The organism is Catellatospora bangladeshensis, from assembly GCF_016862575.1.
In the GTDB taxonomy this organism is placed as follows: Bacteria; Actinomycetota; Actinomycetes; order Mycobacteriales; family Micromonosporaceae; genus Catellatospora; species Catellatospora bangladeshensis.
In genome coordinates this window covers 245104-270400 of the sequence record NZ_BONF01000011.1, presented here as the reverse complement: position 1 = coordinate 270400, position 25297 = coordinate 245104, and the positions used below count along the sequence as shown (strand labels likewise).

The following is a 25297-nucleotide window of genomic DNA, read 5'->3' as shown; positions in this document are numbered from 1 at the left end:
GCGTTAAGAAGGTGCCCTTCCTTTCATTCGTTACGGGGCGTAGACCTCGAATTCGAAGAGGGAGTAGCCCCAGGCGGTGGCGCGGGTGGTGCCGTTGACGCGGACGTAGCGGCCGCTGCCGGTCAGGCCGGTGAGGTCGTCGACGCCGCCGTCACCGCCGGTGACCGAGCGGATGGTGGTCCAGGTGTTGCCGTCGGGCGACGTCTGGATCTGGTACGCCGAGCCGTAGGCGGCCTCCCAGACCAGCCGCACGCGGCTGATCGAGTAGGTCTGGCCGAGGTCGACGCGCAGCCACTGCGGGTCGCTGAACGTGCTGGACCAGCGGGTGGTGGTCGTGTTGCCGTCCACCGCCGCCGAGCCGGGGTAGGTCGCGCTCTCGGTGCTGGAGGTCAGCGTCGGCTTGTTGAGGGCCACGTTGACCGAGGGCTGGGTGGTGGTGCCGGTGTACGGCAGCACCACGCGGGACTGGTTGCCGATGCCTAGCGTGGTGGCCGTGCTGCCGATGGCGCTCCAGATCTCGACCCGCACCGAGCCGTTCGCCAGGTTCGCGAACGCCCCGCTGGTGGTCTTGCTCCCGAACGCCTGGGTGTAGTGCTCGTACCCGGCTACCGGGTCGGTCGGGAAGTAGTTGTACGTCTCCAGCCGGTCCCAGCTGCCGTTGCCGGTGAAGTCGTACGACACCCGGACCTGCGTGGCGTTGCCGACGCCGGTGCCCGCGTCCACGAACATGTCGAAGTTCGTGGCGCCGCCGTTGTGGTTGGCGGAAAGGCCGGTGGCGGTGAACGTCTGCGGGTTGTGCGGATTGCCGTCCCAGTTGCCGCCGGCCGCGCTGATCGTGACCGAGCCGGCCGCGCCCGCGGTGCCGGGCAGGCCGCCACCGGAGACGAGGTAGCGCGTCGCGGCGAAGTTGCCGGGCGGGTTCGGCGAGGTCGACGGGCTCGGCGACGGCGGGGCCGACGGCGACGGGCTCGGCGAGGCCGGCGGCGAGGACGGCGGGTTCGACGGCGACGGGTTGGTGCCGCCGCAGGCGCCGCCGCCGCTCCAGGTGAACGCGCCCGAGGTGACCGTCTTGCAGGCGGGCACGTTGAGCACGGTGCCGTTGGAGAAGGTCACCGTGATCGCGCTGCTGCCGATGTTGGACGCGACGTAGGTGCGTACGCCCGACTTGGTGAAGACCTTGGCCAGCGGGTGGTTCGCGGTCACCGTGGTGTCCACGTTGCCGAGCGCGGCCAGGTTGCGGATCCAGTGGTACGTGTGCGCCTTGCTCTCGCCCTCCTCCGAGGTGAACCCGGAGTTGGCGTTGAAGTTGTTCAGCGCGGTCTGGCCGTTGCCCAGGGCGAGGAACTCCCACAGGATGTCCTGCCAGACCGTCGGCGCGCCGCCGTTGTTGGTGACCAGCTCGTTGTAGTTGGTCTGCACGTAGGCGGGGTTGTCGCCGAGGTAGAAGTGGCCGCCGGTGATCGGCAGCATGTTGATGCCCTGGATCATCTCCGGCTCGCCGGAGAACCAGGTCGCGTACGCGCCGCCGTCGCCCCAGACCATGCCGACCGTGTTGTGCCCGAAGGCGGCCGGGAAGTTCTGGTTGCGCACGTCGAACCAGTACTCGGCGATCGCCGCGGACTGGGTGGTGTAGATGAAGATGCCCGCGTCGCGCACGGTGGTGTTGCCGGTCGCCTGGCCCCACTGGATCAGGGCGTTGGCGAAGTTCATGCCCTCGGAGGAGGACTCCTGGTTGTTGCCCGCGCCGAACGCGCCGTGCCCGGCCGCCCAGTCGTGACCGGCGTAGATGTCGAAGTCACGCAGGAACGGGAAGCGGGTGTCGTTGCGGTCGTAGTTGTTGGCGTCGCGGATCAGCAGGTCCACCATGCCGCCGTACTGCGCGTTGGTCGCCCAGGTCGGGTCGAACTTGGCCAGCGTCGCCGCCGCCGCCACGAAGTAGCCGTAGTGGAAGTGGTGGTCGTTGAGCTCCTGGTCCGAGCCGTACGACGCCGGGTAGCCGATGAGGGTGCCCCAGGTGGCGTTGTAGTAGAAGACGCGGGTGGTCTTGCCTGACGAGGCGGTGAACCAGTCGTTGAGCCGGGTCCGGATCGTGGACAGCGCGGTGTCCCGGATCGAGGTCAGGCCGAGCTGGTCGGCGATCTCCGCGATGCGGGCGGCGCGGCCCAGGCCCTTGCCGGTCCAGTAGGTGTCGTCGCCGCGGAAGTCGGCCGGGTTGGCCGCGACCGCGTTCAGGTAGTTGGTGATCGTGGTCAGGTCCGCGCCGGAGCTGTCGGCGACCGCGGGGATCTCCGGCAGCACGCCGGTGTACTTCATCGAGGTCGTGAACGAGCTGATCCCGGTGAGGATCTTCATCTGGCCGCGGGCCGAGGTGTAGGTGTTCGCCAGCGGGCTCGCCCCGGTGAGGCTGTTCCACTGGTGCGGGTAGAGCGCGGCGACCGTGGCGGTCTGCGTGCCCTGGCGCGGCGTGGTGAGGTACGTGTACGTCGTGTTCAGCGTGCTCGCGGCCTGGTTGTAGCTGTAGGACACGCGGGTGCCGGTGACGTGCGCGTGGGCGTACTGGCCGTAGGTGCTCGCGAGCGCGGCCCGGTCGGCGCCGGCGGGCAGCACGGCGACGGAGAAGAAGCCCTGGCCGTTCAGCGTCGAGCTGATCGAGGTGCCGCTGACCGTCCAGGTCGAGCCGCTCGGCGCGTACGCGACGTAGTCACGGCCGTTGACCGTGAAGCCGAGCTGGCCGCCGGTGTTCGACCACACGGTCGGCGTGCCGGCTGCGGTGATCTGCGCGTTGCCGCCGGTGATCTGGAAGTACGCGAACGGCAGGCCGTGGCCGATGGTGGCCTTCATGGTCCGCGCGCCGTCGCTCCAGTACGGCGTGACGGTCCAGTCGCTCCACCCGTCGACCTTGCTGTCGGGCGAGTTCAGGCCCGCCACGCCGACGAGGATGTCCTGCACGTACGGGTAGTGGAACTCGCCGGGGCCGGTCGCGGAGCCGCTGATCGCGGCGGTGGTGTTGTAGGAGAACCCGAGACCGCCCGCGAGGGTGTCGTAGGAGATCGGGTGCGCGTGCAGCGGCTCGCTGTAGGAGCAGTCGAACTTCTTGAACAGCAGCGACGACCACCAGTCGTTGGTGGGCACGCCGCCGGCGGGGGCGTTGGCGGTGACCCACTGCCGGGGGTTGTTGGTCAGGTTGCCGCAGCCCACGGGCAGGGCGCGGCCGGCGGGCAGGGTGTCGGCGTAGCTGCCGGCGCCGACGGTGCCGGCCTCGGCGGTCTGCGCGATGGCGAGCCCGAACGTGGCGGCGGCCAGCACGGAGACCGCGCCGAGGATGAGGGCGCGTCGGTGCGCCCAGGTGCGGCGGTGCTGACCCGGTTGGCGGGACAGGCCGCCCGGGGTCGTTGATCGGATCGTCATTTCCATGTGCCTGGCCTCCGGGGCTGGGGGGCTGCATGCAGGGAGAACGGAGGAGCGATGGAGCGCGTAGCCGAGCGCACGTGAGAGCGCTCTCTGAGCGCAGAAGTTATCGGGAAGCGTTCGATACGTCAATGTTTCGCGGCGATGGCTAGAGAGTTAATCCTTGAGCGGCTTACCTTAAGTGGCCACGGCCGGGTGTCCGTGGGCCCTCCGTCTCTTCGTGAGAGCGCTCTCACGCACCCGCGGACGCGGGCCCGGGCGATGATCGCGGTCTCGTGTCAGAATCTGCGGCTCCGCTGCACTTTCCGACACGAACGAGCGATCTTCGAGGTGCCGGCCCCGCCGCGGTGCGTGGGAGCTCGGAGGTTTGGCGACTTCTGTCCGGTTTCGGTGGGGGGATTGGGCGTGGTGGCGGATGTTTCGGGGGTGCGGGTGACAGAGGGTGGGAGATGCGAGGGCGAGCGTGGCCGCCGGGCTGACGTCCTCGTGGCGTTCCGCAACGGGACGTCCCCGAGGAGGAATAACGTGTCCGTCATATCTGATCTTGCGCTGTGCGCGGTGGACCAGGCGTCCGCCGAGCGTACGGACGACTCCGACAAGGTCTGGCGATCGGCGATCCGTGAGGCCATCGCGTCGAACGTGCCGATCGAACACGTCGCCAGCCGGGCGAACGTGTCCGTCGAGGAGATCCTGTCGATCATGTGTGAGGTCCCTGCCGCCGCCTGACGCGGGCGTGCACTCGTAAGGCCCTGGCAGCGACGCCGGGGCCTTCTTCGTGCCCTGGCTCGTTAGCCCCTGCGAACCGGACAGGGAGGGCGACAGGTGAACGAGGTACTGCTCGAGGAGCGGGTGGCGGCCGCCGCACCCACGGGGACGGACGGGTCCCGGGTGCCCCGGCTGGTGGCGTGGCCGGTGCTGGCCGGCGCCGGGCTGACCGTGCTGGTCGTGGTGGCGATGCTGCTGCGCCTGCTGCCGACGGGCTCGCGCGAGGGAGGCTGGACCTACCCGTACGACCGGCTGGCGGGGCAGTGGCACGTGCTGTGGCCGGCCGCGGTCGCGGTGCCGGTGGTGCTCGGGCTGCTGTGGCTGTCGCGGCGGGCGCCCGCCCGGTTCGACGCGGCCGTGGCGGTGGGCTGGTTCGCCGCCGCGGTGCCGGTGCAGCTGCTGCTGCGGGTGTACGCGCTGCCGTCGCTCGGCCAGGTCGTGGCCAGCGACCGGGCCAACTCGTTCTACTCGCCGTCGCAGCGCTGGGGCTTCACCGAGTTCCTCGGGAACTACATGGGCCTGGTCGAGCAGCTGCCCCCGCACGCGCGCACCAACATGCCCGGCAAGACGCTGCTGTACTTCGGCCTCGACGCGCTCGGCCTGAGCCCGGCGGGCATGGGCGTGGCGATCGTGGTGCTGGCGAACCTGTCCGCGGTGCTGCTGTGGCTGATCGTGCGCGAGCTGACCGGCGACCGCACGCTCGCGCTGTACACGCTGGTGCTGGGCCTGTTCGTGCCGGGCACGCTGTACTTCACGCCGGTGCTGAACGCGCTCTCCCCGGTGCCGATCCTGCTGGCGCTGTGGCTGCACGTGCGCTTCCTGCGGACCCGCCGCCTCGGCTGGGCGCTGGGGCTGGGCGCGGCGCTCTACCTGGTCGTGTTCTTCGAGGCGCTGCCGCTCGTCCTGGGGCTGGTGTTCGCGGCGCTGCTCGGGGTGGCGCTGTGGCGGCGCAGCCTGGCCTGGCGGGACGTGCTGCGCCTGGTCGGGTGGGCGGTGGCCGGGTTCGCCGCCTGCTACGCCGCGCTGCGGCTGAGCTTCGGCTACGACCTGTTCGACAACTTCGGGTACGTGCTCGCCGACGCGAACGACTTCAACGAGCGGCACCGGCCGTACGGGATGTGGCTGAGCCGCAACCTGTGGTACCTGGCGATGGCGGCCGGGTTCGCGTCCTGCCTGCTGCTGGCCGTCGCGGCGGTGGACGCGGTGCGCCGCCGCTCCGCGCACCCCGTCGCGGTGCTGGTCCTGTCCGGGCTCGCCGTGCTGGCGGTGCTCGACCTGTGGGGCATCAACCGCGGCGAGACCGTCCGGCTGTGGATCTTCATGGCCGTGTTCCTTCAAGTCGGGGCGGCGTGGCTGTGTACGCGGACCGCACGCTTCTGGCCCGCCGCGATCGTCGTCGCCGCCTCGATCGCCCAGGCCGCCGCGGGTCTCGCGATGATCGGCTTCGTCCGCATCTGACCGCCGCGGGCGCCATGATCGCCCGACTTGCCTGGCACCTGGGCTTATCCGCGCCCAAGATACGCCCGCCTGCCAGGCAAGTCGGGCGATCTTCGTCTACACGCGACCGGGTGATCAAAATTATTGCTGGGGTTGGGAGGGTGGGGGCGTCAAAATTTTTGACGTGAGGGATTGACACTGTGGACGGTGGATCGTAATTTTCTTCATCAACGGATCGTGGTGAAGGGGAATTCACGTGCAGGGTGTCATCGGTCGTATGCGGATGGAGCTGCCGAACCTGCCTGACGCGCTGCAGCGGGTGGCGGAGCAGATCCTGGAGGACCCGGCGCTGGCGGCGCAGGCGTCCATCGTGGACCTCGCCGAGCGCGCGGGGACCTCCACCGCCACGGTGACGCGGTTCTGCCGGGTGCTGGGCTTCCGGGGGTACGCGGCGCTGCGGGTGGCGATCGCGACCGAGAGCGGGCGCGAGGCGCAGGCGCGCTGGGAGACCGACATCGACCGCGAGATCGAGCCGGGCGACCCGATGGACCGCGTGCTCGGCGTGATCGCCAGCGCCGACGCGCGCGCCATCCAGGAGACCGCGGCCCGGCTGGACCTCACCCAGGTGGCGCGGGTCGCCGACGCGATCGCGGGCGCGCAGCGGGTGGAGCTGTTCGGGCTGGGCAGCTCCGGCACCACGGCGCAGGAGATGCAGTTCCGGCTGGAGCGCATCCGGGTGCCCTGCTGGCACCGTCTGGACGCGCACAAGGCGCTGACCAACGCGGCGCTGCTCGGCCCCGGCGACGTCGCGATCGGCTTCTCACACAGCGGCCGCACCCGTGAGGTGATCGAGGTGCTGGCGGAGGCGGCCGAGCAGGGCGCGCTGACCGTCGCGGTGACCTCGTTCGACAAGTCGCCGCTGGCCGAGGCCGCCGACGTGGTGCTGACCACGGCGGTGCACGAGACGACGTTCCGGCTGGCGGCGCTGTCGGCGCTGCACGGGCAGCTGGTCGCCGTCGATCTGATCTACGTCGCGGTGGCGCAGCGGACGTACGCGCGGACCACCGAGGCGTTCGAGGTCACCGCGCGGGCGGTGGAGGCACACCGGCTGCACGACGAGCCGACCTCGCACCGGCGCCGCCACGCGCGGCGCGGTGACGCAGCCGAGTGAGCGACCGCGCGGCCAACCCACGAGCAACACGAGGAGCGAGATGAACGCGCAGACGTACCTGGAAGCCATCACCGAGCTGGTGGGCAAGGTGGGCACCGGGCAGGCCGCCAACGTGCAGCGGGCCGCCGACCTGATCACGGAGAGCCTGAACGCGGGCGGCGTGGTGCAGGCGTTCGGCAGCGGGCACTCCGAGGCGCTCGCGATGGAGATCGCGGGCCGGGCCGGGGGCCTGGTGCCGACGAACCGCATCGCGCTGCGCGACATCGTGCTGTGGGGCGGCGAGCCGCGCGAGGTGCTGGAGGACCAGCTGCTGGAGCGGCGCACCGAGGTGGCGCACCGGCTCTACGAGCTGGCCCCGATCCAGCCCGCGGACGTGTTCGTGCTGGCCTCCAACTCCGGCATCAACGGGGTGGTGGTCGAGCTGGCCCTGCTCATCAAGGAGAAGGGCCACCAGTTGATCGCGGTGACGTCGCTGGCGCACACCGCGCAGTCGCAGCCGCGCCACCCGTCCGGGAAGCGGCTGTCCGAGATCGCCGACGTGGTGCTGGACAACGGCGCCCCGTACGGCGACGTGATCATGCCCAACCAGTCCGGCGCCGTGTCGTCGGTGACCGCGGCCGTGCTGGCCCAGATGGTGGTCACCGAGGTCGTGCGGCGCCTGGAGGAGGCGGGTCAGACCCCGCCGATCTACCTGTCCGCCAACATCGCCGGCGGCTATGAGCACAACCAGCAGTTGGAAGCGCGATACGCCGGGCGCATCCGGCGTATCGCCTAACCCATCAACCCCTGTGTGCATGAAGGGCGACATCATGAACCTTACAAGACGCGGCGCGCTGCTCAGCGCGGCTGCCGCAGCGGCGAGCACCACGCTGGCCGCCTGCGCCACCGGTGGTGGCGGCGATAACGAGGGCGCGGGCAAGGGCGACGTCAGCGCGGAGAACCCGCTGGGCGTGCCGGCCGACGCCGGCCTGGAAGTGGTGATCTTCAAGGGTGGGTACGGCGACCAGTACGCGATCGACGCCGGGACCCGGCTGAAGGAGAAGCACCCGAAGGTCGCCATCGACCACAAGGGCATCCAGGGCGTGGGCGAGGTGCTGCAGCCGCGGTTCGTGGCCGACAGCCCGCCGGACGTGGTCGACAACAGCGGCGCGGGCCGCCTCGACCTGGCCACCCTGGTTTCGGCGGGCAAGCTGAAGGACCTGACCGAGCTGCTGGACGCCCCGGCCGTGGACGACCCGGGCAAGAAGGTACGCGACACGCTCATGCCGGGCGTGATCGAGGACGGCACGTTCGACGGCAAGCCGCTGGTGCTCAACTACTCGTCGGTGCTGTGGGGCGTCTGGTACTCCAAGTCGCTGTTCGCCAAGCACGGGTGGACCTTCCCCAAGACGTGGGAGGAGATGCTCACCCTCAACGACGAGATCAAGAAGGCCGGTCTGGCCCCCTGGACCTGGCAGGGCAAGTACCCGGAGTACCTGAACGACCCGCTGCTGTCGATGGCCGCCAAGGCCGGCGGCGTCGAGGCGGTCAAGGCGATCGACAACCTGGAGGCCGGGGCGTGGCAGCAGCCCGCCGTCGTGGCCGCCGCGGAGGCGATCCACCAGCTCGCGGTACGCGGGCACATCCTGCCCGGCTCGGAGGGCCTGTCCCACACCGAGGCGCAGAACGCGTGGTGCAAGGGCCAGGTGGCGTTCATCCCGTGCGGCTCCTGGCTGGAGGGCGAGCAGCAGCAGGTCACCCCGGCCGGGTTCGACATGGTCATGGCGACCGTGCCCGCGCTGACCAGCTCGGACAAGCTGCCCAACGGCGCGGTGATGGCCGCCAGCAGCGAGTCGTTCCTGGTGCCCGCGAAGGCCAAGAACCCGCAGGGCGGTCTGGAGTTCCTGCGCTACCTGTTCTCCAAGCAGGTCGCGCGCGGCTTCGCCGAGAGCGCCAAGGCGCTGCCGGTGGTCACCGGCGCCACCGACGGGCTCACCCTGACCAGCGGCCTGGGCTCGGTGGCCGAGGCGGTCAAGGCGGCCGGCCCGAACGTGTTCAGCTACAAGTTCCGCACCTGGTACGCGCCGCTGTCGAAGGCGGTCGACGACGCGACGGGCGAGCTGGCCACCAAGCGCATCAACCCGCAGCAGTGGGCCGAGCGCGTGCAGAAGGCCGCCGACGCGGTCGCCAAGGACAGCTCCATCGTCAAGCACAAGCGGTGAGGGGCCATGCGGCACGGCAAGTACCGGTTCCTGGTGGGGGCGCTGATCGTGCCCCTGGCGCTGTACGGCGTGTTCGTCCTGTCGCCGTACCTGCAGGCGTTCCAGCTCGCGTTCACGAACTGGAACGGCGTGGACAGCGCCCCGGAGTTCACCGGGCTGGACAACTTCGGCAGGCTGTGGAGTGACCCGCTGTTCCTGGCGGGGCTGCGCCACAACGGGCTGATGCTGCTTGTCGTGCCGCTGGCCGTCATCGCGATCGCGCTGGCGCTGGCCGCCGCGACCAAGGGCACCAGGGTGTACCGGGTGGTGTACTTCTTCCCGCAGCTGCTCAGCGTCGCGATCATCGCGGTGCTCTGGCAGTTCGTGTACACCCCCAACAGCGGCCTGCTCAACGGGGCGCTGTCGGCGGTGGGCCTGGACTCGTGGCGGCGCTCGTGGCTGGCCGAGCCGGACCTGGCGCTGTGGTGCGTGATGATCGTGCTGATCTGGTCGTCGGTCGGCTTCTACGTGGTGCTGTTCTCGGCTGCGATGGAGTCGGTGCCGGAGGACATCGTCGAGGCCGCGGCCATCGACGGGGCCGGGCCGGTGACCGTGTTCCGGCGGATCACGCTCCCGCTGATCTGGGAGAGCGTGCAGGTCGGCTGGATCTACCTGGGCATCGCGGCGCTGGACGGGTTCGCCCTGGTCCAGATCATGACGGTCGGGCCGGGCGGCCCGGACAACAGCACCGAGGTGATGGGGCTGGGCCTCTACCGGACCGCGTTCGCCTTCGGGAAGTTCGGCTACGCCTCGGCCATGGGGGTGGCGATCTTCTTCCTCACCCTGTCCATCGCGGTGCTGCTGCTGCGGGTCACCAAGCGGGAGCGGGTGGAGCTGGCATGAGGATCAAGCACGCCGTGCTGACGCTGTGGGCCGCGCTGGTGACGCTGCCGCTGCTGTGGGCCTTCATGTCGTCGTTCAAGACCGACGCGGAGATCTTCGACAGCCCGTGGACGCCGCCGGCCGAGCTCCGGTTCGACAACTGGTCCCGCGCCTGGGACCAGGCCTCGATCGGGCAGTACCTGCTCAACACGCTGATCGTGGTGGGCGGCGCGCTCGCGCTGACCATGCTGCTCGGCGCGCTGACGGCGTACTGCCTGGCCCGCTACGAGTTCCCGGGCAACCGGTTCATCTACTACCTGCTGGTGGCGGGGATGCTGTTCCCGGTGTTCCTCGCGCTGGTGCCGCTGTTCTTCGTGGTGGACAACCTCGGTTTGCTCGGCACGTACCACGGGCTGATCCTCGTGTACGCCGCGTACGCCCTGCCGTTCACCGTGTTCTTCCTGCACGGGTTCTTCCGCTCGCTGCCGGGCGCGGTCGCCGAGGCCGCGTTCATCGACGGCGCCTCGCACGCCGGGGTGTTCTTCAAGGTCATGCTGCCGATGGCCCGGCCGGGCATGGTCAGCGTGGGCATCTTCAACTTCCTCGGCCTGTGGAACCAGTACCTGCTGCCGAAGGTGCTCAACCCGGACCCGGACCACTACGTCCTGGCTCAGGGCCTCGCCGAGCTGGCAGTGAGCCAGGGCTACCGCAGCGACTGGAGCGGCCTGTTCGCCGGGCTGGTCATCGCGATCCTGCCGGTGCTGCTCGCGTACGTCTTCTTCCAGCGGCAGATCCGCGCCGGGCTGACCTCCGGCGCCCTCAAGTAACACCACACCACAGACCGCACGGGCGGGCGCAGACGCCGAACTCGGGGAGAACGTGCTTCTCGGCGTGCTCGACCGTGCCCGCAAGAAGGCACCTCCCGCACCAACGGACCCACGGGGCACCAGGCCCCGGGTGCGCCGCCTCTCACGCGGCGCACCCGGGGGTGCCACCCACCGTAGTCCGCCACCCCGAAAGGAGAAACAAGTGTCCCTCCGACGTCCCATCGTCGCCGCGCTCGGCGCCACCGCACTGGCGCTCACCGCCGGCACGCTGGTCGCGCTCACCGCGGGCACCACCGCGTCCGCCGCGGCGGCCACCTGCAACGCCCTGTTCGACGATTTCAGCTACAGCGGGCCGAGCGATCCGCTGATCCAGCAGCGCGGCTGGACGGTGCGCACCTACTCCGGCGGCCCCGGCATCCCCGGTGCCTCCTGGCCGACCAGCAACGTCTCGTTCCCGACCGTGGACGGCGCCAAGTCCCTGCAGCTGCAGGCGTCCACCGACGGCACGGCCGGCGGCACCAGCCAGGCGGAGCTGTACCACCAGCAGAAGTTCTTCGAGGGCACCTACGCCGCGCGGGTCAAGTTCACCGACGCGCCGGTCTCCGGCAACGACGGCGACCACCTGGTGGAGACGTTCTTCACCATCACCCCGCTGGCCGCCCCGATGGACCCGAACTACGGCGAGATCGACTTCGAGTACCTGCCCAACGGCGGGTGGGGCGAGCCGTCGAACATCATGTACGAGACCACGTGGGAGACCTACCGCCCCGACCCGTGGGAGGCCGTCAACGCCCACGGCGAGCAGCGGCAGTCGTTCGCGGGCTGGCACGACCTCGTGTTCACGGTCTCGGCCGGGCACGTGAAGTACTACATCGACGGGAACCTGGTCGCCGACCACAGCGGCATCTACTACCCCGAGACGAACATGTCGATCAACTTCAACCTGTGGTTCATCGACGCGGCCGCGCACACCGGCGGCATGTCGACCTACCGCCAGCAGGTCGACTACGTGCTGTACTCGCAGAACGAGGTGCTCACCCCGGCGCAGGTCAACACCCGTGTCGGCTCGTACCGGGCGCAGAACGTGGCGCACACCGACACCGTCGGCACCGGCGGCGGCACCTGCCCCACCGCCTCGCCGTCTACCGGCCCGAGCACCCCGCCCTCGTCGTCGCCCTCGGCCCCGCCGAGCAGCTCGCCGTCCCCGTCGGCCCCGCCGACCGGCGGCACCGGCTGCGCCAACGCGGCGACCTGGACGATCAGCGGCGTCTACACCACCGGCCAGCAGGTCAAGTGGGAGCGCAGCGCCAACGGCAACCCCAGCGGCCCGAAGTCCGGCGACGGCGTGCACCTGTGGCGCGCCAAGTGGTGGACTCAGGGCAGCGAGCCCGGCTGGACCGTGCAGTGGGAGGACCTGGGCCGCTGCTGACGCAGTCGACCCGGTCCCGATGAAGTGAAAGGATCAGCGCCCGTGACCCTCGTCCTCGGCCTCGACGTCGGCGGCACGTCGTCACGGGCGCTGATCACCACGCTCGACGGCGCCCGCGCCGGCTTCGGCCGCGCGGGCGCCGGCAACCCGGTCTCGGTGCCGCTGCCCGAGGCCGTGGCCGCGGTGTCGGACGCCGTCCGGGCGGCCCTGACCGGCCTCGACCCTGCTGAGGTGCGCTGTGCGGTGATGGGCATCGCGGGGACCGGCCGGTTCACCGACCCCGCCGTTGCGTCCGCCTATGAGACCGCCTTTGCGGAGCTGGGGCTTCTGGTGCCGGTGCGGCCGGTCGGTGATGTCGAGGTGGCGTACGCCGCCGGCACGCCCGAGCCGCGCGGCACGGTGCTGATCTCCGGCACCGGGGCGATCGCGGCGCGCATCGAGCACGGGGTGATGACGGCGAGCGCGGACGGCATCGGCTGGCTGCTCGGCGATCTGGGCTCCGGGTTCTGGCTGGGCCGCGAGGCGGCCGCGCTGACTGCCCGTGAGCTGTACTCCCGCGTCCCCGAGGGGCACCTGACCCGCGCCGTCGCGACGGCCGTGCTCGGCGTGCTGCCTGCCGCCGCGTCCCGGCAGGCCGCCGACGACCTGATCGGCGCGCTGCACGACCAGGAGCCGCGCCACCTGTCCCGGCTCGCGCCCCTGGTCACCGAGGCCGCCGAGGCCGGCGACCCGCAGGCCGCCGCGCTTGTCGAACGCTGTGCCGCGCACCTGGTGGACACCGTCGTGGAGGTGCACGCGGACGGCCCGGTGGTGCTGGCGGGCAGCGTGCTGGGCGGCTCCCGCCCGGTGCGCGAGGCGGTGATCCGGCTGCTGGCCCACCACCTGCCCGGCACCGCCACGGTCACCGCGGGCCCGGGCGAGGTGGGCGCCGCCCGTATCGCCGCCGCCCGGTCCGGCACCTGACGCCGTCACATCGCCCGTTGCCCGACGCCAAGATCGTCCGTCTCGTGTCGCAAGCCAAGATCGTCCAACTTGCGTGGCCCGCCCAAGATCGTCCAACTTGCCTGGCAAGTGGGCGAAAGCGCGCTCAAGATACGCCCAGGTGCCAGGCAAGTCGGATGATCTTGGGCGGGCGGCGGGCGGGCGGGCGGGCGGCGGGGCGGCCTGTGGGCTCACTCGCCGGTGTAGGTGCCGAAGCTCCAGAGGATGCCCTGGGGGTCGCGGACGGTGAAGCCGCGCGAGCCGTAGTCCTCGTCGCGCAGCTCGCGGACCACCGTCGCACCGGCCGCGACGGCGCGGGCGAAGAGGGCGTCGGGCTTGTCGGTGACGACGTAGACCAGGCCCTGCCCGGCCGGGATGTCGTGCACGTTGTCCGGCCGGGGGCTGCCCAGCATGACGCCGCCGCCGAGCGGCCAGCGCAGCTCGGCGTGCGCGACGGTGTCGCCGGTGCCGTGCACGGCGGTGGCGGTGAACCCGAACGCCTCCTCCAGGAACGTGATGGCGGCGCCGGCGTCGGGGTAGGTCAGGCAGGGCCAGACCATGGTTTCGCGATCGGTCATGGCTCCAGGGTCGCGGCAGCGGAGCCGTCCTGGCTTGTACTTATGGGAAGCTCCTCGGCGGCCAGCCAGCGCGACGGCGCGACCCCGGCGAACTCGCGCCACTCCCGGGCCAGATGCGCCTGGTCGTGGTAGCCGCAGGCAGCGGCGACCTCGGCCAGCGCCGGCCGGTCGATCCGCTGCACGAGCCGCCGCGAGCGGCCGAACCGGGCCAGGCGCAGCGCGTCCTTGGGGCCGACGCCGTACTCGGCGGTGAAGCGGGAGCACAGGGTGCGGCGGCTCCAGCCGGTCTCGGCGGCCAGCTCGCCGACCCGCAGGTCACCGCCGGAGCGTTGCACCCGCTGCCAGGCGTACACCAGCTCGGGTGCGGCGTCGGCCGGGCGCAGGCGGGCGGTGAGCGCGGCGTCGAGCAGCGTGAACCGTTCCGGCCAGGACGCGGTGCGCAGCCGGTCGGTCAGGGGTTCGAGGTCCAGCGGCAGCACGGCGGCGGCCAGTGCCGCGGCGGGCACGCCGAACAGGGCGCGGGCGCCCGCCGGGGTGAGGTCCAGCTGCACGCCGTACTGGGCGCCGTCGTGGTGGATGAAGGCGGGGGCCAGGGACAGGCCGCTGGCCAGGGCGGCATACCCGGTCGGCGGCTCGCCGGGGGACAGCGCCACGAGCGTGGGCTCGTCGAAGCTGATCACGACGGTCAGCGCGGAGGACGGCAGGCCCAGATGCACTCCCGGGGCGAAGCCGCGGTAGTGGTAGCCGGAGTACCGGCGCACGTACGGCCGCAGCGCGGGCGCGGGCCGCGCCTCGACGTGCTCGGCGACGTTCATGTCGATCCATGCTGCCACGGGGTCGGGCGGAGCGCCGCACATCGACGCGGCGATGCGCGCCGCCACCCGCTGCCCTTCTCAGCCCCGCAGTGCGGCGATGACCGGCGCGAACGCCTCCAGGTACGGATCATGCACGGTCAGGTAGCTGAAGCCCCAGCGCTCGCGCTGCCGGCTCAACTGCGCCGCCATCTCGTCCGCCGTGCCGAACAGCAGGAACGGGCACTCCAGCACCTCCGCCGCGGGCATGCCCACCCGAGCGGACAGCTCCTCCGCCTTCGCCGCGCGGTCGTCTGTCTCGACCACCAGCTGGATCAGCGTGTGCCATTCGATCCCAGCGGCCCGTGGCCCGGCCAGCGCCCGGGTGAACGCCACCCGCTCGTCCGTCTCCGCGGCCGTGCCCAGCCGGAAGGTGCCCGGGTCGGCGTTCTTGACCTGGTACGCCCCCGCGATCGAGACGATGTCGGCATGCTCGGCGGCGATACGCAGCACCCGGTCTCCGGTGCCGCCGACGATCAGCGGCGGCCCGTACCCCCCGAAGCCCTTCTTCTGCACCGGAAGCGGGGGCGCGCCGCCAGGCAGCGGTCTGGTGTCTTCGGCCCGGAACCAGCGGCCCAGCTCGGTGATCGTCTCGGCGAGCCGGGCGGTGCGGGCGCCGAACCGCTCGAACGGGATGCCCGCCGCGTCGAACTCCCACTTCATGTGGCCCGCGCCGAGACCGACCTCCAGCCGCCCGCCGGTGAGCAGGTCCGCCGTGGCGATCTCCCGGGCCAGCAGCGCCGGATTCCAGAACGGCACGTTCAGCACCAACGTGCCCACCCGCAGCCGTTCGGTGGCTGCGGCAGCCGCGACCAGCACCGGGAACGGCGCGGGCGCGCCGAGATGGTCGGCGGCGAACACGGTGTCGTATCCGAGCCGCTCGGCCAGCCGGCACCGGTCCGTGAAGGCGTTCGCGGACGGGACGGCGAACACGTTCGAGGACAACCGGAAGGCGCTCATCCACCGACCCTAGACCGCTTGCGTTGATCGTTCATATTGGCGCCATGACCTTCGTGCCTCCGCCGCCGCCGGCGAAGAAGAGCAACACCAAGCGCATCCTGATCATCGTCGCCATCGTCCTGGTGCTGTGCTGCGGTGGCGGCATCACCGGCGCGGTGCTGCTGTTCCGCGGCGTGCAGGAGGCGACCGGCCCGGCCCGCGACGTCGCGGTCGCCTACGTCGAGGACATCATGGCCGGGGACTACCACGGCGCGTACGGGCGGCTGTGCGACAGGGTCCAGGCGAGCACCTCCGAGGCCGACTACACCCGGGTGCAGACGGCTCAGCTGAAGATCAGCAAGTACGAGGTGACCGGCACCAGCATCAAGCAGATGAACTCCACCACCACCGCGGTCATCACGATGCGCCTCACCCAGGCCGAGACGGGAGCCGTCATGACGCAGGGCTTCCCGCTGCTGAAGGAGGACGGCGAGTGGCGGGTGTGCGGCTGACACCTCCCGCACCGGGCCGCTCCGGGAGCGTATGCCCCGCCCGTGGCCTGCGGTGACGTAAGGCGGCCGCCGCGGACGATGCTGCGGCGGCCGTAGCTTCCCCGGGTCGGTGAACACGAGGGCCGGGGAGGCGCCATGTGGAGAGTGTCGTACGCCGTGGGAGTGCTGCTCATCGGGTTGGGGCTGTTCCTGGCGGTGGGCAGCGCGTACGGCTACACGCAGCTCGCCGACCAGCTGCCCCGGGCCGAGCAGCGGCTGGCCGAGGCGGAAGGCGAGCAGGAGCTGCGCTGGCGCCAGGTGGACGTGGCCGACATCGAGGACGACATGAGCACCAACATCGTGACCGCGCTCGTCGGCACGGCGCTCGCCGCGGGCGGCGTGGGACTGATCGTCCTCACCCGCCGGCGCCGCCTTCGCGCGGGTTGAGCGCTTCCGCTCCGGGACCATGATGAAGCTCCCGCCACGCTGCGTTGACAGCGTGGCGGGAGCTTTGGCAATGCCGGTCAGGGGAAGTTCAGCGGAGCTTGTCGAGGCCCGCCCGGCGCAGGGCGTCGGCCATGGCGCTGTTGGCGACGGGTGCCTCGTTGCGCTGGCGGGGCTGCCCGCCGCCACCGCGCTGGCCGCCCTGGCCGCCGCGCTGACCACCCTGGCCGCCGCGCTGGCCGCGGTCACCGCCGCCGCCGCGCTGCCCGCGGTCGCCGCCGGCCGGAGCCGCTTCGTCCTCCAGGCGCAGGGTCAGCGAGATGCGCTTGCGCGGGATGTCCACGTCGAGCACCTTCACCTTGACCACGTCGCCGGACTTGACCACGTCGCGCGGGTCGCTGACGAAGTTGCGCGACATCGCCGAGACGTGGACCAGGCCGTCCTGGTGCACGCCGATGTCGACGAACGCGCCGAACGCGGCCACGTTCGTGACCACGCCCTCCAGCAGCATGCCGGGCTGCAGGTCGCCGATCTTCTCGACGCCGTCCTTGAAGGACGCGGTCTTGAAGGCCGGGCGGGGGTCGCGGCCGGGCTTCTCCAGCTCCTTGATGATGTCGGTGACGGTCGGCAGGCCGAACACGTCGTCGGCGTACTCCGCCGGCTTGAGGGTGCGCAGCAGCGAGCCGTTGCCGATGAGCTTGGCCATCTCGACGCCGTTGTTCTTCAGGATGCGCTGCACCACCGGGTACGCCTCGGGGTGCACGCTGGACGCGTCGAGCGGGTTGTCGCCGTTGGGGATGCGCAGGAAGCCCGCGCACTGCTCGAACGCCTTCGGCCCGAGGCGCGGCACCTCCTTGAGCGCGGTGCGCGAGCGGAACGGGCCGTTGGCGTCGCGGTGCAGCACGATGTTCTCGGCCAGCCCGGCGCTGATGCCGGACACCCGGGCCAGCAGCGGCGCGGACGCGGTGTTCACGTCGACGCCGACGCCGTTCACGCAGTCCTCGACCACCGCGTCCAGCGAGCGGGACAGCTTCACCTCGGACAGGTCGTGCTGGTACTGCCCGACGCCGATGGACTTCGGGTCGATCTTCACCAGCTCGGCGAGCGGGTCCTGCAGGCGGCGGGCGATGGACACCGCGCCGCGCAGCGACACGTCGAGGCTGGGCAGCTCCTGCGAGGCGTACGCGGAGGCGGAGTACACCGACGCGCCCGCCTCGGAGACGACGATCTTCGTCAGGTTGAGGTGCGGCGCGAGCTTGATCAGGTCGATGGCGAGCTTGTCGGTCTCGCGGGAGGCGGTGCCGTTGCCGATGGCGATCAGCTCGACCTTGTGCGCCGCGCACAGCTTGGCGAGGCTGGCCAGGGACTCGTTCCAGCGGTTGTGCGGCACGTGCGGGTAGATCGTGTCGGTGGCGACGACCTTGCCGGTGGCGTCGACGACGGCGACCTTGACGCCGGTGCGGTAGCCCGGGTCCAGGCCCATCGTGGCGCGGGTGCCCGCCGGGGCGGCCAGCAGCAGGTCGCGCAGGTTCATCGCGAAGACCCGGACGGCCTCCTCCTCGGCGGCCTGCCAGAGCCGGTTGCGCAGGTCCAGGCCCAGGTGCACCAGGATGCGGGTGCGCCAGGCCCAGCGCACGGTGTCGTTCAGCCACTTGTCGGCCGGGCGGCCGCGGTCGCTGATGCCGAACGCGGCGGCGATCCGTCCCTCGAACACGGTCGGGCCGGCGGGCGCGCCCTCGGGCTGCGGCTCGTCCGGCTCCATGACCAGGTCCAGCACCTCCTCCTTCTCGCCCCGGAACATGGCGAGGATGCGGTGGCTGGGCAGCTTGGCGTACGGCTCGGAGAAGTCGAAGTAGTCGGAGAACTTCGCGCCCTCCTCGGCCTTGCCGTCGCGCATCTTGGAGACGATCCGGCCGCGGGTCCACATCAGCTCGCGCAGCGCGCCGATGAGGTCGGCGTTCTCGCCGAAGCGCTCGACCAGGATGGCGCGGGCGCCCTCCAGCGCGGCGCCGGTGTCGGCCACGCCCTTGTCCGCGTCGACGTACGCCGCGGCGGCGGTCTGCGGGTCGTGCGACGGGTCGCCGAGCAGCAGGTCCGCGAGCGGCTCCAGGCCCGCCTCGCGGGCGATCATCGCCTTGGTACGCCGCTTCGGCTTGTACGGCAGGTAGATGTCCTCCAGCCGCGCCTTCGCGTCGGCGGCCATGATCTGCGCCAGCAGCGCGTCGTCGAGCTTGCCCTGCGACCGGATCGACTCGATGATCGTGGTCCGGCGCTCCTCCAGCTCGCGCAGGTAGCGCAGCCGCTCTTCGAGGTTGCGCAGCTGCTCGTCGTCCAGCGCGCCGGTGACCTCCTTGCGGTAGCGGGCGATGAACGGGACGGTGGCCCCGCCGTCGAGCAGCTCGACCGCCGCGGTCACCTGGTTGTTCCGTACGCCGAGCTCCTCGGCGATGCGCTGGTTAATGGACGTCGTCACGCCGCCATTCTGCCCGCTCGCAGGCCGCGGCGGTTCACAGGGGCACCGTGGCGGGGAAGCCCTCCCGGCGGCCGTACAGCACGCCACCGATGCCGGCGGTGGTCAGCACCGCCGCGACGAGCGGCAGCGAGGCCGCGCCCCAGCCGCTGAGCGCCAGGCCGCCGAGCAGCGCGCCGCCGCCGATGCCCAGGTTGAAGGCCGAGGCGTTGAGCGCGGCGGCGGTGTCGGCGGCGCCCGCCGGGGCGGCCCGCAGGATCGCCGCCTGCACCAGCGTGGCCAGGGCGTTGAGCGCGAGACCGGCCAGCGCGGCGGCGGCCACCGCCAGCGCGGGGGTCGTCCCGGCCAGGGCGAGCACGACCAGCGCGCCGGTCAGGAGGACGACCCCGCCCAGCATGGCCAGCCGGGGCCGCTTGTCCACGAGCAGCCCGGCGGCGAGCAGGCCGACCGCGCCGGCCGCGCCGTAGCCGAGCAGCGCGGGGCTCAGCGCCTCCTCGCTCAGGCCGGTGGCCTGCAGGAACGGCGAGATGTAGGTGTAGAAGCTGAAGTAGCCGAGCATGGTGACCGCGGTGGTGACCACCACGATCGCCACGGACGGTGTGCGCAGCACACGCAGCAGGCTCATCCCGTTGCCGGCGGCCTCGCCGGGGAAGTCGGGCAGCAGCCGCCAGCCGACCAGCGCCAGCACCACGCCGACCCCGGCCAGCACCGCGAACGCGGCCCGCCAGCCGATCGCGACGCCGAGCGCGGTCCCTGCGGGAACGCCGAGCAGGATCGCCACCGTGCCCCCGGCGAACACCAGGGTCACCGCACGGCCGACCCGGTCGGGGGTGACCATGCGGGCGACGTATCCGGCGCACATGGCCCAGAACGCGCCGTGCGTGAGGCCGCCCAGCAGCCGGGCGGCCGCGGCCAGCGGATACACGGTGCTCACGGCCATCAGCACGTTGCTCGCGGAGTACGCCAGCAGCGTGCAGACCAGCAGGCCGCGGCGCGGGAACCGGGCGGTCAGCCGCCCCAGGGGCGCCGCGAACAGCGCCACCATCAGGGCGTACCCGGTGACGAGCAGACCGACGGTGGGCTCGCTGACGCCGAGGTCCCGGCTGATCGAGCTGAGCAGGCCCATCGGCACCATCTCGGTGGTCACCGACAGGAACGTGCCCGCGGCCACCAGCAGCAGGCCCGCCAGCGGCCAGGGCTCGTGGCGGGCGGTGGCGGGGAGGGGCGCGGCGGTCACCGTACGACCGTAAACGCTCTACCGGGAGATCCCGTCAGGGTTCCCCCGGTGAACTCGCTCACGACCGGGGGGAATCCCCTGGCCTGTCCCGGGTATCCCGGTCTATCCCTCGACGTGCCCGATCGGCGCCCGGCACCCTGTCTGCGCTTCACAGGACCCGGGGAAGGGAGTTGGTCAGGGTGCGCCTCAGGAGGGTGCTGGCGGTGCTGGGCATCGTGGTCGCGCTGCTGTGCACGGTGTGTGCGGGGGCCGGTGTCTGGATCTGGAACAGCCAGACGGTCGACACGACCGACGCGGTCGACTTCACACGGCCGCTGGCGGTGCCGCCGCTCGCGCCGTCGCGGCTGGAGGGCGGCCGCCGCGTGTTCGACCTCCGGGCGCAGGCGGGCACGCACGACTTCGGCCGGGGCACGACGCCGACCTGGGGGTTCAACGGCGACGTGCTCGGCCCGACGCTGCGCGCCACGCGCGGCGAGCAGGTCGTGGTCAACGTGACCAACGGCCTCGACCAGACGACCACGGTGCACTGGCACGGCATGCACCTGCCGCCCGAGATGGACGGCGGCCCGCACCAGCTCGTGGCACCCGGCAGGACCTGGTCGCCGGCCTGGAAGATCGAGCAGCCCGCCGCGTCGCTCTGGTATCACCCGCACCTGCACGGCGAGACCGCCAAGCACGTGTACCAGGGCCTGGCCGGCATGTTCATCGTCGACGACCCGGCCACCTCGGTCGCGGCGCTGCCGCACGAGTACGGCGTCGACGACATCCCGGTGATCGTGCAGGACCGCAAGTTCGACGCGAAGGGCAAGCTCGACGACGCCCCGGGGATCTTCAGCGGGGTCGGCGTCCTCGGCGACACCATCGCCGTCAACGGCACCGTCGGGCCGTACCTGGAGGTGAAGACGCAGCGGGTGCGGCTGCGGCTGCTGAACGGGTCCAACGCGCGCGTCTACGACTTCGGGTTCGCCGACGGGCGTCAGTTCGACCTGGTGGGTACGGACGGCGGGCTGCTGGAGGCGGCGCACCGGACGGACCGGCTCATGCTGTCGCCGGGTGAGCGGGCCGAGATCGTGGTGACGGTCAAGGCGGGGGAGCGGACGGTGCTGCGCAGCTACCCGCCGGACCTGGGCACGGGCGTGTTCGGGCGGTTCACCGGCGGGGCGGACTCGTTCGACGTGCTGCAACTGCGGGCCTCGGGGACGCTTTCCGCGAGCCCGGAGGTGCCGCAGCGGCTGGTCGCCACACCGCGGCTCGACCGCGCTGACGCCGCGCAGCAGCGGGAGTTCAAGTTCAGCGGGCACAGCATCAACAGCAGGCAGATGGACATGACCCGGGTCGACTTCGCGCCCGAGCAGGACACCACGGAGGTGTGGCGGGTCGTCAACAACGACGGGCAGCCGCACAACTTCCACGTGCACGACGTGCAGTTCCAGGTGCTCACCGTCAGCGGGGCCGCGCCGCCGCCGCGGCTGTCGGGCTGGAAGGACACCGTCTACCTGCACCCGGACGAGACGTATGAGCTGATCATGCGGTTCACCGACTACGCGGACGCGGACACGCCGTACATGTTCCACTGCCACGTGCTGTTCCACGAGGACGCCGGGATGATGGGCCAGTTCGTGGTGGTGCCGCCGGGCGGCAGGCCGGGGGTGATCGACCACGGCTCGCACCTGGCCCACGCCGGGCACTGACCGGGGGGAGGCCGCCGGCGGGGGCTCAGGGGGCTCCCGCCGGCGGCGTGCTCACCGCAGGAACCACTCGTCGCGGGCGAAGTCGGTGCGGCCGTCGGCGGCGGTGAAGTCGGTGTTGCTCCAGATCCGCAGGTAGGTGCGGCCGTACCAGGCCTCGGTGCGGGCCCAGACGTCGACGGTCGCCCAGCTGTACACGTACTGCGTGCGCTGCCAGCCGTCGCTCATGGCGGTCATGTTCCGCCAGCCCCAGTCGCAGGCGGTGGGCACGCACGCCCCGAACGGGCGGATGCGGTAGTACGACGGGGGCCGGGTGCAGATGCCGGTGTCCGCGTCGCAGGTGACGACGTCGCTGCAGAAGAACTGGATGTCGGCGCGGACGATGTGGTTGGTCGCCGGGTCGATGTTCGACCAGTTGCCCACCAGGGCGGGCGTCACGCAGAGGGCCTGCGCGGGGGTGGCGGTGGCGACGTTCCCGGCGACGGACAGGCCCACGGCGAGAAGGGCCGCGGTGAGCAGCGTGGACACCGCGCGCAGGAGGCCGCGGCGCTTCGGGGACGGGCTTTCGGTTCGGGTCATGGCGGTCACCGATCGTGAGAGTCATGGACGTGGATGCGCGCGCGTGCTCACGGTAGGTAGCCGGTGGCGCAGCGTGCCCGTCTCTGTCGTCAACCCATCACGCGGCGGGGCCGTGCCGCCGGCCCCGCCCCGGACCCGCTACAGCTTGCGGAAGGACTGTTCGGTGGCTGGCCGCGGATCAGACCTGTTTGCACTGGTCCGTCGCGGTGGCGATCACGACGTCGACGGTGGACCCGGCGGCGACGACCGTTCCGCCCGCCGGTGACTGCTCCAGGACGTGGCACTGGTCGGGCGTGGCCCGGTAGGTGATGGTCCCGATCAGGCCGAGGCGTTTCAGCTCGGCGACCACCTCGACCTCGCGCCAGCCGTACATGCCGGGCACGGTCCGGGTGGTCGTGGCCGGGCTCTGCGGTGCGGCGGGGCTGCTCGGCGCGGCCGGGCTCGGGTGCGCACCCGACGGCCGCGGCAGGGGACGGCTGGACGCCGTCACCGTGGCCCGGGGCGTCGGGGCGGTGCTGCCGGAGGGGCCGGTGCCCGGCGGCGCGGCGGGGTCCGTCCCGGTGCTCGCGGAGGGAGCAGTGCCCGGGTCCTGCCCGGACGGATCGGCGCCGGCGCTCGGCGTGAGCGCGTAGGCGAGGGCTGCCACCAGCAGCAACAGGACCCCGGCGGCTCCGGCGAGCAGGCGGCGGTCGCGGAACGGCCCCGCGTTCAGCGGCCGGCGGTGACCGGGCGGCATCGCGTCGGCCAGGCTGCGCTCGCCCGCCGGGACCGGCGCTGCGCGGCCGGCCGGCGCGACCGCCCGCGACGGCCGGCTGGCCGCGGAACCGGAGGGTGCTGCCGCCGCACGCTTGTGCGGCGGCCGGTCCGCGGCCGCGGTGTTCTCCGTGCTGGGAGAGACAGCGGATGCGGCGGCGGCCCGCGCCGCCGTCCGGGTGGCGTGCGCCGCCGAGCGGGACGCCTGGGCGAGCGCGGCGGCGGAGGGCCAGCGCTCGTCGGGCTCCTTGGCCAGCGCGCGCATGATGAGCGCCCGGACCGGCCGGGGCACGTCCGCGGGCAGTGCGGGCGGGTCGTCGTTGACGTGCTGGAGCGCGACCGCGAGCGGGGTGTCGGCGTTGAACGGCCGGTCTCCGGTGACCAGCTCGTACGCGACCACACCGAGCGCGTACACGTCGGTGGCGGGCCCGATCTCGGCACCGGTGACCTGCTCGGGAGCCAGATAGGACGAGGTGCCCAGGATCTCGTCGGCGGCGGTGAGGCGGTCGCCGGCGACCATGCGCGCGATGCCGAAGTCGGTGAGCGCGAGCCGCCCGTCCGGGCGCAGCAGCAGGTTCGACGGTTTCACGTCGCGGTGCACGATGCCCTGCCGGTGTGCGGCGTGGATCGCGTCGGCGGCCTGCGCGAGCAGCCCCATCGCCAGGTGCGGGTCCACCGCGCCGTCCCGGTCGACCAGCGCGCGCAGCGACTCGCCCTCGACGAACTGCATCACCAGGTACGCCACGCCGTCGGCGTGGCCGTAGTCGTAGATCTCGACGATGCCGGGATGGGACAGCGCCGCCATGGCGCGCGCCTCGGCCCGGAACCGGGCGGTGAACCCGGCCTCCCCGGCCAGGGCGGGCAGCAGCGCCTTCACCGCCACGCGGCGGCCGAGCACCAGGTCGTCGGCGCGCCACACCTCGCCCATCCCACCGCGGGCGATCAGGTCCAAGAGCTCGTAACGCCCGCCGAGCGTCACCCCCGGGTCAAGCACGGGAGAATCCTTCGCGATCGATCGCTGCCCCGTCAAGCCGGTGTCCGATCCCGAACAGATGGCTCAGCCCGCATCGACGTGGTACGCCTTCGCGCCGGGCGCCGCGAACGCCAGCATCCGGTGCGCCTCCTCGGTCAGCGCGGTCCGCTGCGCGTCGGTGAGCTGCACGAACGGCTCCACGCGCAGCGTTGCGGCGTCCCGGCCGCGCTCGATGCGCCACGTCCCGGCGACGAAGCCGTCGGCCAGCACCGTCGCCTTGATGATGCCGTTGACGGTGAACACTCGCTTGCGGTGCTCGTCGGAGATGATCCGGGTGCGGTCGGCGTGCGAGAGCAGCACCGAGTCGAACTCGCCGAGCAGCCGCAGCGGCGCCGGTTCGGCGGCGTCGGGCCGGGGCGCGTCCGGCAGGTCGTACAGCTCCACGCCGCGCTCGTCGCGGAAGGTCACCAGCCGCGGCCGCAGTCCCGCCACGACCTCCTTCAGCCGGGTCAGGCCCGACCAGGCCTGCACGTCCGGCACGCTCGCCGGGCCGTACGCGGCCAGGTAGCGCAGCACCATCCGTGCCGGGTCCGGGGCGCTCGGCTCCGCCGACAGCCACGTCTCGGCCGAGGTGTGCGCGGCCTGCCCGCTAGACCCCCACAGCCCGCGCGGCGGCACCTGCACCAGCGGCACCCGTGTGCGCACCACCGGTGCGAGCGCGTCGGCGTCGTAGCCGGGGAAACGCTCGGCGAGCAGCGCGCCCAGCTCGGCGAACGTGCGCGGTCGCGCCTCGACCAGCTCGCGGCCGTGCACGGCGACCGTGTCGAGGTCGAGCCCGGTCAGCCGCTTGCCGTAGGTGACGGCGAAGCCGCGGTCGTGCGCCGGTTGCAGCACCGGGCGCAGGGCGAGGCAGTCCTCGGCGGTGACCAGGTGGATCGTCGAGCGCATCAGCGCGATGCGCACCGCACGCCGGTCCGTGATCAGCTGCGACAGCTCCTCCGGGGCGAAGTCGTCCAGCCGGTTCCACAGCGCCAGGTAGGGCGGGTTCGGTGCCTGGGCCTGCAGGCCGTACAGGTGCGCGACGGCGTCGTACACCGGCATCTGCGCACGTCGGAGCAGGAACTGACGCGCCAGCAGCGCCCGGTTGAGCGTTTGGCGGCTGAGCACTGCGGTCATAAGGTCCTAAGCTACGTGGTGCGCCCGCACTCCCCGGC

General features: G+C 71.9%; 21 protein-coding genes. 12 read left to right on the top strand and 9 right to left on the bottom strand.

Annotated elements, in window-relative coordinates; translation table 11 throughout:
* Window positions 1–30: 30 nt before the first annotated feature.
* Window positions 31–3408, bottom strand: a complete 3378-nt coding sequence (locus Cba03nite_RS12025) for a glycosyl hydrolase (RefSeq protein WP_239125664.1) — start codon at window positions 3406–3408, stop codon at window positions 31–33.
* Between the two features lie 525 nt (window positions 3409–3933).
* On the opposite strand from Cba03nite_RS12025, the gene Cba03nite_RS12020 reads away from it, so the two are divergent.
* The 9 genes from Cba03nite_RS12020 (at window position 3934) to Cba03nite_RS11980 (ending at window position 13062) form a co-directional block, all read left to right on the top strand.
* A complete protein-coding gene (locus Cba03nite_RS12020; RefSeq protein ID WP_203745241.1) occupies window positions 3934–4134 on the top strand; it encodes a hypothetical protein in 201 nt (66 codons plus the stop codon).
* Between the two features lie 96 nt (window positions 4135–4230).
* Window positions 4231–5631 carry a glycosyltransferase family protein gene (locus Cba03nite_RS12015; RefSeq protein ID WP_203745239.1) on the top strand — a complete coding sequence of 467 codons (1401 nt, stop codon included), beginning with the start codon at window positions 4231–4233 and terminating at the stop codon, window positions 5629–5631.
* Between the two features lie 256 nt (window positions 5632–5887).
* Window positions 5888–6781: a MurR/RpiR family transcriptional regulator gene (locus Cba03nite_RS12010; protein ID WP_203745237.1), complete on the top strand. Its 894-nt coding sequence runs from the start codon at window positions 5888–5890 to the stop codon at window positions 6779–6781.
* Between the two features lie 40 nt (window positions 6782–6821).
* Window positions 6822–7556: a sugar isomerase domain-containing protein gene (locus Cba03nite_RS12005; protein WP_203745235.1), complete on the top strand. Its 735-nt coding sequence runs from the start codon at window positions 6822–6824 to the stop codon at window positions 7554–7556.
* Between the two features lie 34 nt (window positions 7557–7590).
* The gene (ngcE, locus tag Cba03nite_RS12000; RefSeq protein WP_203745233.1) at window positions 7591–8982 is read left to right on the top strand and encodes an N-acetylglucosamine/diacetylchitobiose ABC transporter substrate-binding protein; all 1392 of its coding nucleotides are present in this window, start codon (window positions 7591–7593) and stop codon (window positions 8980–8982) included.
* 6 nt (window positions 8983–8988) lie between these two features.
* Window positions 8989–9864, top strand: a complete 876-nt coding sequence (locus tag Cba03nite_RS11995) for a carbohydrate ABC transporter permease (protein WP_203745232.1) — start codon at window positions 8989–8991, stop codon at window positions 9862–9864.
* Window positions 9861–10670 (top strand): carbohydrate ABC transporter permease, encoded by an 810-nt coding sequence (locus tag Cba03nite_RS11990; protein ID WP_203745230.1) that lies wholly within the window; start codon window positions 9861–9863, stop codon window positions 10668–10670. Before Cba03nite_RS11995 ends, Cba03nite_RS11990 begins: the two co-directional genes overlap by 4 nt.
* 202 nt (window positions 10671–10872) lie before the next feature.
* Window positions 10873–12099, top strand: coding sequence for a family 16 glycosylhydrolase (locus tag Cba03nite_RS11985; RefSeq protein WP_239125663.1), 1227 nt, complete (start codon window positions 10873–10875; stop codon window positions 12097–12099).
* 42 nt (window positions 12100–12141) lie between these two features.
* On the top strand, window positions 12142–13062 hold the full coding sequence (locus tag Cba03nite_RS11980; protein WP_203745228.1) for an N-acetylglucosamine kinase: 921 nt from the start codon (window positions 12142–12144) through the stop codon (window positions 13060–13062).
* Window positions 13063–13271: 209 nt separating this feature from the next.
* Here Cba03nite_RS11980 and Cba03nite_RS11975 read toward each other — a convergent pair whose 3' ends face one another.
* The 3 genes from Cba03nite_RS11975 to Cba03nite_RS11965 are packed head-to-tail and all read right to left on the bottom strand — an operon-like array spanning window position 13272 to window position 15469.
* Window positions 13272–13658: a VOC family protein gene (locus Cba03nite_RS11975; RefSeq protein WP_203745226.1), complete on the bottom strand. Its 387-nt coding sequence runs from the start codon at window positions 13656–13658 to the stop codon at window positions 13272–13274.
* On the bottom strand, window positions 13655–14539 hold the full coding sequence (locus Cba03nite_RS11970) for a helix-turn-helix domain-containing protein (protein WP_239125662.1): 885 nt from the start codon (window positions 14537–14539) through the stop codon (window positions 13655–13657). Before Cba03nite_RS11970 ends, Cba03nite_RS11975 begins: the two co-directional genes overlap by 4 nt.
* Window positions 14540–14551: 12 nt before the next feature.
* Window positions 14552–15469, bottom strand: a complete 918-nt coding sequence (locus Cba03nite_RS11965) for an LLM class F420-dependent oxidoreductase (RefSeq protein WP_203745224.1) — start codon at window positions 15467–15469, stop codon at window positions 14552–14554.
* 44 nt (window positions 15470–15513) lie between these two features.
* Between Cba03nite_RS11965 and Cba03nite_RS11960 the strand changes: the two genes are divergently transcribed.
* Window positions 15514–15960 carry an Rv0361 family membrane protein gene (locus tag Cba03nite_RS11960; protein WP_203745222.1) on the top strand — a complete coding sequence of 149 codons (447 nt, stop codon included), beginning with the start codon at window positions 15514–15516 and terminating at the stop codon, window positions 15958–15960.
* Window positions 15961–16095: 135 nt separating this feature from the next.
* On the top strand, window positions 16096–16386 hold the full coding sequence (locus Cba03nite_RS11955; protein ID WP_203745220.1) for a hypothetical protein: 291 nt from the start codon (window positions 16096–16098) through the stop codon (window positions 16384–16386).
* An 88-nt stretch (window positions 16387–16474) separates the two neighbouring features.
* Here the strand turns inward: Cba03nite_RS11955 and Cba03nite_RS11950 are convergent, their stop codons facing one another.
* Both Cba03nite_RS11950 and Cba03nite_RS11945 read right to left on the bottom strand, forming a co-directional pair.
* Window positions 16475–18856 carry a Tex family protein gene (locus Cba03nite_RS11950; protein WP_203745218.1) on the bottom strand — a complete coding sequence of 794 codons (2382 nt, stop codon included), beginning with the start codon at window positions 18854–18856 and terminating at the stop codon, window positions 16475–16477.
* A 34-nt stretch (window positions 18857–18890) separates the two neighbouring features.
* Complete coding sequence (locus Cba03nite_RS11945; RefSeq protein ID WP_203745216.1) at window positions 18891–20090, bottom strand: MFS transporter; 1200 nt, start codon at window positions 20088–20090, stop codon at window positions 18891–18893.
* 179 nt (window positions 20091–20269) lie between these two features.
* Between Cba03nite_RS11945 and Cba03nite_RS11940 the strand changes: the two genes are divergently transcribed.
* Window positions 20270–21781, top strand: a complete 1512-nt coding sequence (locus Cba03nite_RS11940; RefSeq protein ID WP_239125661.1) for a multicopper oxidase family protein — start codon at window positions 20270–20272, stop codon at window positions 21779–21781.
* 51 nt (window positions 21782–21832) lie between these two features.
* On the opposite strand, the gene Cba03nite_RS11935 is transcribed toward Cba03nite_RS11940, so the two are convergent.
* From Cba03nite_RS11935 to Cba03nite_RS11925, 3 genes are all read right to left on the bottom strand, one after another.
* Window positions 21833–22357: a hypothetical protein gene (locus Cba03nite_RS11935; RefSeq protein ID WP_203745212.1), complete on the bottom strand. Its 525-nt coding sequence runs from the start codon at window positions 22355–22357 to the stop codon at window positions 21833–21835.
* Window positions 22358–22535: 178 nt separating this feature from the next.
* Window positions 22536–24104 carry a serine/threonine-protein kinase gene (locus Cba03nite_RS11930; protein ID WP_203745210.1) on the bottom strand — a complete coding sequence of 523 codons (1569 nt, stop codon included), beginning with the start codon at window positions 24102–24104 and terminating at the stop codon, window positions 22536–22538.
* A gap of 63 nt (window positions 24105–24167) precedes the next feature.
* The gene (locus Cba03nite_RS11925; RefSeq protein ID WP_203745208.1) at window positions 24168–25259 is read right to left on the bottom strand and encodes a winged helix DNA-binding domain-containing protein; all 1092 of its coding nucleotides are present in this window, start codon (window positions 25257–25259) and stop codon (window positions 24168–24170) included.
* Window positions 25260–25297 lie beyond the last annotated feature (38 nt).